At 47.5% G+C, this 12,869-nt stretch carries 6 protein-coding genes; 5 read left to right on the top strand and 1 reads right to left on the bottom strand.

Going from position 1 to position 12,869, the window contains the following annotated elements:
* The first annotated feature begins 66 nt into the window (after positions 1-66).
* The 5 genes from PsAD26_RS25565 to PsAD26_RS25545 all read left to right on the top strand — a co-directional run bounded on the left by PsAD26_RS25565 (position 67) and on the right by PsAD26_RS25545 (position 10,683).
* A complete protein-coding gene (locus PsAD26_RS25565) occupies positions 67-2,010 on the top strand; it encodes a hypothetical protein (protein ID WP_063312637.1) in 1,944 nt (647 codons plus the stop codon).
* Positions 2,011-2,101: 91 nt separating this feature from the next.
* Positions 2,102-3,940, top strand: a complete 1,839-nt coding sequence (locus PsAD26_RS25560; RefSeq protein WP_063312711.1) for a type I secretion system permease/ATPase — start codon at positions 2,102-2,104, stop codon at positions 3,938-3,940.
* Between the two features lie 27 nt (positions 3,941-3,967).
* A complete protein-coding gene (locus tag PsAD26_RS25555) occupies positions 3,968-5,308 on the top strand; it encodes an HlyD family type I secretion periplasmic adaptor subunit (RefSeq protein WP_208985856.1) in 1,341 nt (446 codons plus the stop codon).
* Positions 5,309-5,896: 588 nt separating this feature from the next.
* On the top strand, positions 5,897-8,083 hold the full coding sequence (locus PsAD26_RS25550; RefSeq protein ID WP_063312636.1) for an EAL domain-containing protein: 2,187 nt from the start codon (positions 5,897-5,899) through the stop codon (positions 8,081-8,083).
* Entirely contained in the window at positions 8,080-10,683 is a 2,604-nt protein-coding gene (locus tag PsAD26_RS25545; protein WP_063312635.1) for a hybrid sensor histidine kinase/response regulator, read from the top strand. Before PsAD26_RS25550 ends, PsAD26_RS25545 begins: the two co-directional genes overlap by 4 nt.
* Positions 10,684-10,696: 13 nt before the next feature.
* On the opposite strand, the gene PsAD26_RS25540 is transcribed toward PsAD26_RS25545, so the two are convergent.
* Positions 10,697-11,677 carry a crotonase/enoyl-CoA hydratase family protein gene (locus tag PsAD26_RS25540; RefSeq protein WP_063312634.1) on the bottom strand — a complete coding sequence of 327 codons (981 nt, stop codon included), beginning with the start codon at positions 11,675-11,677 and terminating at the stop codon, positions 10,697-10,699.
* Positions 11,678-12,869: the final 1,192 nt, after the last annotated feature.

Here is a 12,869-nt window from a genome sequence, read left to right as displayed (position 1 = left end):
AAGATCTGCGCGGAGTGATCCGCGCAGATTGTTTTATATATCCATATGAAATTGTTAGGATATTTTATGCTGTCGCAGGCTATAAATGAATTGAGCTGGCACTTTATCGGCTACATGAAGATTTTTGATAGTATCGCTACAGCTGAACAGAGCTTTGACGAAGCACGGTTTGCCCAAGACACTATTGTGATTACTCCGGTGGAAGTGGTTTATTCTCGCGGAGGTACCACAGACCTTCCCTATGAAAAGTTCTACAGTCTTCCATCGCTTTTGCCAGAAATTAGCGCGCTGTCACAAGCCCGTCTCCCATATTCGGTTGAGACGCTCGTAAATGCTTCTGAGCTTGTTCCACCTTCTGAAGTTGTACTGTTTGAAGACGGTACGGGCCCAGAGCTGCCGCAAGGTGGAGATAGCGGTCAATCACTGGACTACACGTATACTATCACCTTCACTTATCGCGATATTTATGCGCCGGACATTGAAATAAACCTCGCTCAGGAAAACGCCCTGACGGATGATGATTTGCTTTTGTCCAAAAGTGAGTTCGGGGATGATATTCCTGAGTGGAACTCAGATGAGGTGTTGGATCAACTGCTTGATGTAGCGAGTGACATTGAGCTGGATACACTTGACCAGATTTTTGATGATGGTGATGCGCAAAGTGCGGCTGATGCCATTGGCGAGATGCTGGTTCAAAGAGCGGAGAATGATGCACCAAATCCTTCTTTTACAAGTGGTGAGGATATTGGTGAACTGCCTGAGGACGAGCAGGCAGAAGACGACACCTCTGAAGATGAACAGAGCGATAGCAGCTATGTAACGACCGGTGACAATGAAGCGGTCAATGTTGCCTCAATTGTGGACCTGAGCGAGTTGAAATGTTCGACTGTTGTGATGGGGGACTACTACGCCACAAACTCGATCATTCAGAGCAACCTATATTATGGTCCTAGAGATCAGCCCGCGGACACTGTGGTCGGTCAGGGACTTGATGAGACGGTTGTCTTCAATGATGCCAATGTGACGTCCGAAGGCGAGTACATTATCTCCTCTGCGGTTACTTACGACAACCCTGACTACTCCATGAGCGTTGATGTGGTCAGTGGCAATTTTTATGATCTGAATATTGTTAATCAGAAGAATTTTCTTTCTGATGATGACTGCGTTTCATATCAGTTGAACAATAGTGGGTATTATGTTCAGACAGGTGACAACACCCAGGTCAACGCGGCGCAGTTGATTGATAATATTCAGAATTACGATGTGATTGTTGTTCTTGGAAACTACTATGACGTCAACTACATCAGTCAGAAAAATATCCTCTTGGATGCCGATTATGTTGATGCGACTGACGTATCTATCAATGGGACCGGACGGCACAATGTGCTGACCAATGAAGGTACGATCAAGAACATTGGTGGCGGGTCGCTGATGAAACCGATGACCTCTGAGGTAAACGGTTTGGTGGATGCGATGGATGGTCGGGCAGGAGACTACGAGTATACCGCCTCTTCAGCGACAGTTGGGTTGCCGATCTTACCAAGCACTGATCTGAAAGTTCTCTACATCACTGGCGATTATTACCAGATCAACGCGATCGAGCAGATCAATGTTCTTTCGGATGCGGACTATGTGAAGATCCATGAAGAGCAAGAGGGTGATGGTGTTCTCACGCAGGTTATTAATGGTGAGGTCGTTGAAGATGATCAAGATGGTTATCTGGACACTTCAAGCAACAAGACGAGCAACAAAGCAACCATCATCGATTATGATAGTCAGTCGGGCTTTCAATATTTGGATGGCGAATACTCAGAGGAAGACATTGTTATAAAAGTCAATATCGTAGTCTCTGAAGAAGATGATCTCGAAACAGCATTGAATGAAAATACAGATCTGGTTTCGGAAGTTGTTGCATTTACTGGCAATGACGGTGGTAGCGAAACCGGAACGTCGCCCGCGTTTGTTCCTTATGCGGGTGAGAGTGACATGGTCTCCGATATACTTGTTTGATTTTAATAGGTTTTTATAGAGAGAATATATGTTTAAAGCTCGAACGACAAAGAACAATAGCCGGCAACGTGGGGGGCAAGCGAGCAAAACATTGCAGGTGGATGGTGTTCAACAAGAGCCTGTACATGGAGAAAAACTCGCCAGCCAAAAGGGCAATTTCGCCTCCAGGAAGAATGGGGGGCCCTATGAAGATATCGATTTTCGCAAGTTGATGCAGAATGGATTGGCGCGTGCCAAGGTAAACCTGCTTTATGTTGGCTTCTTCTCGTTTTGCGCCAGTCTTCTCATCCTGTCTGTTCCAATTTACTTATTCCAGATTTCAGACCGTGTTTTGACGAGCCGGAGTGTTGATACTTTGGTGATGCTGACAGCCATCGTTATTGGGCTTGTGCTTGCACATGTGCTGTTGGATATGTTCCGGCGTTTTATGCTGATGCGGGTTGCTGTTGATGTTGAAACACGCCTTGGCGGGCCTGTGTTGAGTGCAGCGGCGCGAGCGTCTCACAACGGTAGTAGTCAGGAATTTCAGGCTCTTTCCGACCTTCAGCAGTTGCGAAGTTTTCTGACTGGTTCGGTTCTTCTGACCATCATGGATGCGCCGGTTGCTCCCATTTATCTGTTCGTTGTTTATCTGGTTCATCCGCATTTAGGGATGATTGTGACGACGACTATTTTATTGCTCCTTGTGCTTGCAAGGATCAATCAGAAGTTGACAGCCGTTCCATTTGGAAAGGCCAATGCGTTTTCTTCGCGTGCCAATCTGCAAGCCGAAGCAATGGCACGGAATGCGCAGGTCATGAATGCGATGGGGATGATCCCGGAAGGCGTGATTATTTGGGGTAAAGAGACTGCAGAGTCTTTGAAAGCGCAGATAATGGGACAGGACCGAAATGTCTTGATTTCGGCGATCTCAAAATTCATCCGCCTGTCAACGCAAATCACGATGCTGGGTTGGGGGGCATGGCTTGCGCTCTCAAATGAAATTACCGGAGGGATGATTATTGCGGCTTCTATTATTGGCGGTCGTGCGTTGGCTCCGGTTGAAGGCATTATTGATGGTTGGAAAAGTTATGTGGGCGCTAAAAGTGCATATGGGCGTATTCAGAAGCTGCTCCATACTTCGCCCCTCAATGTACATAGGTTGCGCCTGCCGAATCCTGCGGGGCGGTTGAGCGTCGAGCGCTTGCTTTTTGTTCCGCCGCCCAACAAGCGGGTGATCTTGAATGGTATTTCGTTCCAGCTTTCTCCCGGTGAATCTTTGGCGGTGGTTGGAGCTTCGGGTTCCGGCAAGAGCACGCTTGGGAAGATGTTGGTTGGTTCCCTTATTCCAACGGCCGGTAATGTACGCCTTGATATGATGGATCTGCGGAACTGGGATAGCCGGCAACTTGGTGAAAACATTGGGTATCTGCCACAGGATGTGCAGCTTTTCCCTGGTACGATCAAAGAAAATATTGCTCGTATGAACCGTGAAGCCAAAGATGAAGATGTCTTCAAAGCTGCGCAGATGTCGGACATTCATGAGATGGTTTCGCAGTTTTCGCAGGGTTATGAGACTCAAGTTGCTATGGATGGTGCGCCGCTTTCTGGTGGGCAGCGTCAGCGTATCGGATTGGCACGCGCGTTTTACAATAATCCGCGTTTGCTGGTGCTAGATGAGCCGAACTCTAACTTGGATACAATCGGGGAACAGGCACTCGCTCAAGCTCTTGAACGCGCCAAGCAAGATGGCATGACTGTTATTGCTATTACTCAACGGCCTGCTTTGCTTCGTTGTGTCGATAAGATCATGATGCTGAAAGATGGGACAGTTGCTGCCTTTGGCAGCCGCGATGAAGTGATGCCATTGATAACTGGTAAGCGGCCCGGCATTTCTCAGCATCAAAATGCACCGGGGCATAATCTGCCAGCAGCACAACCAGCTGAATAGTCTAAGCTTTTTTATTTGGTGATTTTTATGTCTACTAGAGCTCTTATACTTGATGGAAGTTGGTATGAGGATGTGCCCCGCACAACTCGTGCGCCTATGTTGGCTAGTTTTATCGTTATTGCCTTTACATTTGCCGGATTTGGGTATTGGGCTTCCAGTGCCCCTATGGCAGGGGCTGTAGTCGCCTCAGGCTCTTTTGTTGCCACTGGGCAAAACAAGATCGTGCAGCATTTCGAAGGTGGGATCATCAAGGAAATCCTTGTGAAAGAAGGGGATGTGGTTGCTGCTGGTGCTGTACTAGTGAAACTTGATGAGACAGCGGCAAAAGCTAACCTTGAACGTTTATTGATCCGGCAGGCACGCCTTCAAGCTATTCAGGCGCGTTTGACGCAAGAGGCCAAAGGTCAGAAGTCATTGGTGTTGCCGAAGGAGCTTTTAAGCACTGCACAGGAGCCCAAGATTAAGAGTATCATTCTGAACCAGTCGCTGACCTTCAAAGCCAGAACTCGAAAACTTCAGAGTGAAATTGATATTTTCACGCAAGGTATTGATGCGCTTAAGGAGAGGATACAAGGTGGCCAATCTCAGCTTGTTGCGGTGAAAGAGCAGATGGAGCTTTTTCAGGAAGAGCTGGATTCCAAACAGAAAATCCTCGGAAAAGGCCTCATTCGGAAATCTGACGTACTTCGAATTCAACGCTCACTTGCAAATCTCAAAGGTGAGGAAGGTCGTATCCTTGCTGAGATTGGAGATGCCACCGAACGTATCGCCAGGGCAATGGCACAAATCGTTAGGGCGGAGAATGAAGCCTCGCAAACCGCTGTTGGGGAGCTCCAGGTTGTTAATGCTGACCTGGATGATGTGAGTGAGCAAATACGTGCTGCGCAAGATGTTTTGCAACGCGTTGAGATCGTAGCGCCTGTGCGTGGGATTGTGGTTCGGATGCGTTATCACACGGCAGGTGGTGTAGTTGAGAGTGGTAAGGATCTAATGGAAATCCTACCTCTTCAGGATGAGCTTATTATTGAAGCATCAATCCAAACCACTGAGATCGACAACGTGAAAGAAGGGCAGAAGGCAATGGTTCGCCTGACGGCTTTGAACCAGCGTATTACACCTATGTTGGATGCAAAGGTCGTATACGTTTCAGCGGATGCGTTGCGAAGCGAGGATCCGATGAGTGTCTCAGCTGATGTATATAAGGCGCGTGTGAAGTTAGATCGTGAGAAAATTCCTGCATATCTAAACTTCAAAGCAACTCCAGGTATGCCTGCGGAAGTGTACATCACAACGAGAGACAGAACCTTCTTCGATTATCTCATGGAGCCCGTTCGCGACAGCATGTCGAGGGCCTTCAGGGAGCCGTAGCACAGGTGTAGTTTAGGGGCTTGTTGGGTTAAGCAGGTTCAATGATATGGCCTGTCTGTGAGACTATACTTCTTGGTAGAAAGTTTAATGCTCAGCAGCCTCTACTAAGAATGATTCAAAGGAGAATAGTAGGTCTGTACCTGCTTTCTTCATGAGACTCACTTTTGTTACTGCACTCTTATTTGCTTATTTGCTTAATTGTGCGGGTGTGCTAGCTTTAAGTGAGTGTATGTAGATCTATATTCACAACTGTTTAGTGCAATTTGAAGAAATTTTTTTATTGTGTTCTCAATGTTTCAGTAACTAATTAGGCAGTCCTTTGATTTGTTGTAGAAATCCCTGCAAACTGCCGCTTACGTTAGCTTTATTTCGTCGATGAAGGAAACTAAAGCGTCTGTGCACTGGCGGTGGACGATTGGTGTATGCCGATAGGTAAATAGAACCACAAGTTTGATACTAGGCATTTAATGATAACTATTTGGCATTTCTTAACACTGTCTCCTTAAGCGAAGATAACCATGGGGTGAATTTGTTCAACTGCTGCGGGTGTTTGTTGCCTTCGGCAGTTAGGCTCGTGGTGGTAGCTGCATGACAACAATCGTTATTGTCGATGACAGGGCAATTAATAGAAGTATCTTTGAAAAGCTTGCTCTCGCTGTAGATGCATCTGTCAAAGTGCACTGCTTTGCTTCGCCGGTTGATGCTCTCGAATACATGGAGAGCAGCGTCCCCGATTTGATTATTACCGACTACAGCATGCCGGAGATGGATGGTGCTGATCTAACGCAAAAGGTGCGCGCGCTTGAGCATTGCAGTGATGTACCGATCGTCGTCATCACCGTGTTTACGGATCGCTCGTTTAGAATTCGTGCGCTGGAGGCGGGCGCAACTGATTTCCTACAAAGTCCGGTTGACCATAATGAGTTCGTCAGTCGAGCCAGAAACCTACTTGCTCTGCGAGAAGAGCAAAATGCGGTCAAACGTCATGCACGCTTTCTTGAGCAGGAACTGGTCAACGTTGAGCAGCAGAGCAAGGAAGCTCTGCGAGACTCCCGTGAACAGCTGGCGCAGGTGATTGATAGCGTTCCGGCTATGATCACGACCAGCACACGAGATGGGCTTTGTGCGTTCTCGAATGCGGCTTGGGCGTGCTTTCTGGACTCGACCACAGCAGAACTTGTAGGTGAGGATACCTACGGCAAGTTTGATAAGTTTACACGTGAGAGAAATCGCCGTTTGGACCGCAAGGTTTTCATTACGGGCAGAGCTTTGCCGCCCTATGAAATTGAACAGCGAAACCATGCTGGTGATATCTTTCACTTTATCGTTACAAAAAGCCCTCTACTGGACGTTGATGGGAACACAACGCATGTTGTGACGACTGCGACCAATATTTCTGATCGCAAACGAGCTGAAGCGCACTTGCTTCATATTGCGCACCACGATGCGTTGACGGGTTTGCCAAACAGAACCATGCTTGGTGAGCGCATTGATGAAGAGATCTTCCAGTGCCGAAACAGCGGTCGTAGCTTTGCGCTGCATTTTATCGACCTGGATCGCTTTAAATCGATCAATGATGCTTTGGGTCACCGTACAGGTGATCGCCTCCTGGAGGTGCTTGCAGAGCGTTTATTGCGCTGTGTAGATGGCTCGGACCTGGTTGCGCGACTGGGGGGTGACGAGTTTGCTATTCTCCAGACTGATTTGAAGAGTTCAGAGGAGGCGCTGCGCTTTGCACAGCATTTGGTGAGTGTGGTCGAAGAGCCGTTCCATATCAGCGGGCGAGAGCTTCAGACGAGTGCCAGTGTCGGGATTACCAAATACCCTGAGGATGGTCTTAACAGCGAAGAGCTACTGCGTTGCGCAGATATGGCCATGTACCAGTCTAAAGCTGATGGTGGAAACACGTTCCACCTGTTCTCGACGAAGATGGATCACCACGTCAAAGAAACTGTCGCGTTGGAAGCCGAGCTGCGGAATGCCATTGAGCATGATCAGCTGGAGCTGTTTTATCAGCCGCAGATTGATTTGCGGACCCAAGAGATAGTTGGTGCTGAAGCTCTACTGAGGTGGAACCGACCAGATTATGGTGTGGTCGCTCCAAACGTCTTCTTGGGAACAGCTGAAGAAGTTGGTCTTATCCTGCCAATCGGTGAATGGGTGATTTTTGCAGCTTGTCAGCAGGCAAAGAAGTGGCTGGACCTAGGGGTGGCGACACCTCGGATTGCTGTGAACATTTCGCCGACACAATTTCGCAAACAGAACGTACCGCAGCTTTTGAAAGATGCTTTGGTTTCCTGCAGTTTGCCACCGGATAAACTTGAGATTGAGATTACAGAGAACATCGTTCTGCATGGTTCTGAAGCAACCGTGCGCGATTTGCGTGAGATCCGCGAGATGGGTATTGCGGTTTCGATTGATGATTTTGGAACGGGTTATTCCTCCCTCGCATACCTGAGCAGATACTCCGTTGATTGCCTGAAAATTGATCGGTGCTTTACGCGAGATATGATGACGGATCCGAACAACACGGTCATCATCAAGGCAATTGTTGGTTTGGGTAAGAGCCTCGATCTCTCCATCATTGCAGAAGGTGTCGAGACCCGGGAACAGGCTGAGTATCTCACCGATGCAGGTTGTGAAATGGCGCAGGGCTATCTGTTTGGCAAGCCAGCCCCTGCTGATGATTTTTTACGTCTCCTAGAAGAACAAGCGACAAACTTGCAAGGGAACGGGCAGCAGAGAGCGTTGGCTGGGGCGGAGTTTGAACTATGAACGACAATAGAAAAACGAAGCTGCAGCTGCTCCCGTTGAGCGGATTAAAAGATCTATATAAGCGCATCATTCAGTTGGGTGGCGGTGAAGGCGAGATGTCTCTGAACCGTTTTATGTTCACTTTGCTGATCACGCCTTATCTTGCTTCCAACATCACTTTTGGATCTCATGAGAATTTCCAAACCAATGTCATCATGACCACGTTCGGTGTTGGATCTCTAGTACTGCTTGCTCATTTGCTCTACTCGCAGAACATCAGTTCGCTTCGTCGCGTTCTCGCGATTTTTCTAGATGTCGGAGCGGTCTCTGCCGGGCTGTATGTGGGAGGGGAATACCTTTCAATCCTGTTCCCTATCTATCTTTGGGTGATCTTCGGTAACGGTTTCCGGTTTGGGTTGGATTATCTGGCATTGGCAACAATTGCCTCTGTGAGTGGGTTTGCAGTGGTGTTGACAACCCCATACTGGCAAGGTGAGTTCATTCTTGGCCTGGGTTTGCTTGGGTGCCTCGTTGTGGTGCCGCTCTATGCAAGCAAGCTCATCAGATCGATGACTGCAGCACAGCAAGCTGCTGAAACTGCTAATAGAGCGAAGACACAGTTCCTCACCGCTGTCAGTCATGAATTGCGGACACCGTTGAATGCGATCATCGGCATGGGAGATCTGATTCAGGATACGCAGTTGGACGCTGAGCAGCGGGATATGGCGAAAACCATCAAGTATTCCGGTAGCTCGCTCCTTTCCATGATCAACGGTATCCTTGACTTTAGCCGGATTGAAAGTGGCCGTATGATTGTCAGTCAGACGGTCTTTGACATGAACTCGATCCTGCGTGAGGTGACACAGATTGTGCAGGGGCAAGCGCGCGGTAAAGGGCTGATCATCTCGCGCTACGTGGATAGTAACTTACCTCCGCTCCTCGTGGGTGATGCACGTCATATCCGCGAAGTTTTGCTGAATATTGCTGGCAATGCTGTCAAGTTTACCGAAGAAGGCTCGGTTTCCATTCGCGCAGTTTGCAAGGAAACTGATGGTGGGGAAATTCGACTGCAGCTGGAAGTTAAAGATACCGGTATTGGCATTTCTGAAGATGCTCAATCGCGCATTTTTGACCGTTTTACGCAGGCTGATGACAGCATCGTGGATCGGTTTGGCGGGACAGGTCTTGGCCTTTCCATTGTGCGCGAGGTTGTCCGTGCGATGGGCGGTGAGGTGTTTGTCACCAGCCAGCCGGGGCAGGGCAGCACCTTTGTCATTGAGCTGAAAGTAGGCCGTGCCGTAAGTGACGAGACAATTCGGCTTGAAGTGGAAGATGGGGCTGTTGCTATTGTCTCCAAACGTAAGGATCTGCGGGATGTTTGCGCTGCTTCTTTGCAGGATTGTGGCATTGAGCATGAGTGTTTTGAGACAGTTGGCAGTGCCTTCAGTGCCTTGCGTCAACAAACGTCCAGTGATGGCGGCAAGATTGTTCTCTTCGTTGGTGAAGATGTTCTGGCAGCGACGTCGGATAGCCTGCACTATGCACTGAAATCGACTGGTCACCATCACAACGTCAATCTGATTCCAGTTTACTCAGCTGCATCGGAAAAAGAGTGCGAGGACGTTTTCCAGCCAAGTATTGTTTCTTCGATCAAAGTTCCGGTTTCCACGCAAGCGGTTGCCTGGGCTCTAAGGGCCGCAGGTGCGGAAGATGCGAAATCTGGCATGGAGCTTAAGGAAGAACTGCAAGCTTACTTCAGTCGCTATATTGGGCTGAACATTCTTGTTGCTGAAGACAACAAGACCAATCAGCGTGTTATTGAAAAAATCCTGCAAAAGGGCGGTCATACCTGCAAACTTGTCAGCAACGGCGAACTGGCCCTGGATGAGTTGGAAGATAACTCTTACGATCTGGCGATCATGGATATCAATATGCCGGTGCTGAACGGTATTGAAACCATCAAGTTGCATCGTATTACAGAACTTGGACAGGATCGCCTTCCGATCATAGCGCTCACAGCAGATGCAAGTCGCGCGGCTGCGCGAAATGCGCAGGAAGCTGGAGCGGATGCATGTGCCACCAAACCGATCGAGCCGCAAAAGCTTCTGACATTGGTTGATGATGTGATTGCAGAAAGTGGCGTTTACGAAAACATCACCCGCAAGAAGATTGCTAATAGTCAGGTAACGTCAATTTCCGAGCATCCTCGGTTTTCCTCTGAAGTTTCCTCTGGGATCGACTATGCAAGCCTGTCACAACTGAGAACACTTGGTGGTCTGGATTTCGTTATTGCTGTGATTGAAGATTATCTGAAAGACACCACACAGCTGCATCGCGATATTAAAGTTGCATTTGATGCTCGGGATGCAGAGCTATTTCGGGCAAGTGCGCATGCGCTTCGTTCTGCTTCAGTCAACCTTGGGGCGACGGAAGTTGCTAAACTGAGTGATGACATGGAGAACTTGCCTGCGCCGCAAATGCCGATCTTAGGTGAAGACATGCTGCGTAAGCTGTCAGGCAAGATAAAGCGTGATCATGAAAACCTGACCAGATATCTACAGCAGCTCAAGCAGGAAGGAAGTAATCCTATCAACCGCTTGAGCACACTGGATTTTTCTTAGAGCCAGTACAACTCTAGAAAGCTTGTTTACGTACAGATGGAGCACCGAGACGATCCTGAGCTTTTGTCAGGCGCTCCATCTTTTTCAAGTCTTGGTCGGACAAAGACATAGCGGCATCGACCCAGATCTCTACGACGTCAATCAGTTCTTCATAAGCAACAGGCTGAACGGTACGGCCTGCGCGGTAAATGGCAGAGTGAGCGGTGTGTTTGCGTGCGTTCTTGGTGATGTACTGCTGAACCGCAAACGGTGCTTCGCCTTCTTCTACAACCTCATGAACAATTCCCATTTCATGAAGCTCTTCAGCTGAGTAGAGACGACCACTCATAAGCATTTTTTCTGCAACACGGCCATCGACCATGCGTGACAGGAAGCTGTAAGCACCCATGCCTGGGAACAGATTGAACAGAACCTCCGGCAGTCCGAATTTGGCTTGACGTTCTGCGATGATCACATCGCAAGAGAGTGCGGTTTCAAATCCACCACCTAATGCATCTCCCTGAATCATACCGATCGTGACGATTGGCAGGTTTGAAGAGATGGCGTTGCGGTAAACAACATCAATGCAATCAACGGCATACTTGTGAAGCTTCTCGCGGTCTTTTTCTCGAATAAGCTGGATGAACAAGTTAAGATCACCGCCGAGATTGTAAACACCCGGAATGCGAGATGCGACGACCTTGAAGTTGATCGGGCACGGGTCAGCTGGTTGATAAGTCTCAAAAAGACGCTTCATCACGGCTTGTGACTGTGCAAGTTCGCTCAGTAACTCAGGTGTAAAACAAGGACGCCCTTCGCTTTTCATATAAAGCCAAAGAGCTTTTGTTGTTTCGTCGAATTCCAGATCAACCCAATTCAACTGAACAGACGCAAATTGCTGTGCAATTGAAACAGCGGCGACATCCACAACTGGATGTGTGCCAGACTTTAAGGATGGCTTTGTTGTTCCAATTAAGGAAGGAAAGTTGGATCTATGCCCCGTTAGATCAGACATCTCAGCCCCTACAAAATTTGCCTATGCGTTACAGTGGTTTTGGCACACCCCAGATCAGTCTATTTTTTGCTTTCGACTGTATTATGTGCAATCAAACATGGTAAATAATATATTAATACCAATATGTATGTCGAGTAAAAAAGTTTTTGCACTGCGTGTCTGAAGTAGTTACCCAGCGTCATTGTGACTAAAATTTTAGCTTTATTGTTAACCATGAATATTAACTGTTGGACTCTTAAAGCTTATAGATATGATTACTTAAGAGTTGGAGTGGGGGTTCCCAATAGGTAATATGAAACTAAGCTGAAGCTTGTAGTAAACAATTCAGTTATAAGTGGAAATGGATCGCGCATATACAAGCAAAAATAATCATCAGTTTTAGATCTCTCAAATTGTTACTTAAATCAAAGTATAATATTTAAAATATTAGTAATTCATACATTGCGAAAACTAGCTATCGTTTGCTTGTTGCTTGTTTTGTGAGCTGAGCAGACAATGTTCTCTGATTGAGATAGCGTATTTTATCACATGTTCTTCGTGCATAAGATCATCTTATGGACCTTGTGAGAAATCTGAGTTCCACATAAAATATAATAAATACAATAGTTTATGTGATGTATAGGGCGCTTTGTGGAATTGTTGTCGTTGATTGCTGCTATCACGATTTGCGGTTGCAATTATCAGGCTTAACTAATTTTTCTAAGATGTTTTGCCTAAAAAACCGGCATTTATATGCTTGATGAACTTTTACCGTCATAAGTATCGAATTTTTTGCACAAAGCGTGGAAAACTGCTGAATTACGCTGATTTTGAGGTGTTAAACAGCAAATCACTTGTCCGGCTTTACTCAAAATATGACCTCTCTTAAGCATCAATACTGTGAGGGCTGAGGCTTCTCCTGCCAACTTTGTTATGTCTATGAAGCGGGTGCTTGCGACAGTTTGCGTTCATCCGTCAGAAACGGTGAGTGTTTTTGTAAAAGCTACGTTGAAATGTGAAAAACACGCTCTCTTTTATCCATTCGCGCATCTTGCTTCATGGTCACTTTGAGCAACGTATTCGCAGCAGCATGGACATGATTGAGCTGCGGCACCAATGCTTCGTGCTAAGTCAGATGGAGGCTCTTGTCCCGAATGCTTGACTGAGCTTGTGAAAGGGAATGGGGTAGTGAGAAGGGGCGAGGTCGCAGGGT

This window comes from Pseudovibrio sp. Ad26, assembly GCF_001623285.1.
Taxonomy (GTDB): domain Bacteria; phylum Pseudomonadota; class Alphaproteobacteria; order Rhizobiales; family Stappiaceae; genus Pseudovibrio; species Pseudovibrio ascidiaceicola.
The sequence above is the reverse complement of the archived record's forward strand: the minus strand, read 5'-3'. Positions and strand labels throughout refer to the sequence as shown.

Excerpts from the sequence above, each read along its gene's own strand:
- PsAD26_RS25545 (WP_063312635.1), top strand. The coding sequence starts at position 8,080 with ATGAACGACAATAGAAAAACGAAGCTGCAGCTGCTCCCGTTGAGCGGA.
- PsAD26_RS25555 (WP_208985856.1), top strand. The coding sequence starts at position 3,968 with ATGTCTACTAGAGCTCTTATACTTGATGGAAGTTGGTATGAGGATGTG.
- PsAD26_RS25550 (WP_063312636.1), top strand. The coding sequence starts at position 5,897 with ATGACAACAATCGTTATTGTCGATGACAGGGCAATTAATAGAAGTATC.
- PsAD26_RS25565 (WP_063312637.1), top strand. The coding sequence starts at position 67 with ATGCTGTCGCAGGCTATAAATGAATTGAGCTGGCACTTTATCGGCTAC.
- PsAD26_RS25540 (WP_063312634.1), bottom strand. The coding sequence starts at position 11,677 with ATGTCTGATCTAACGGGGCATAGATCCAACTTTCCTTCCTTAATTGGA.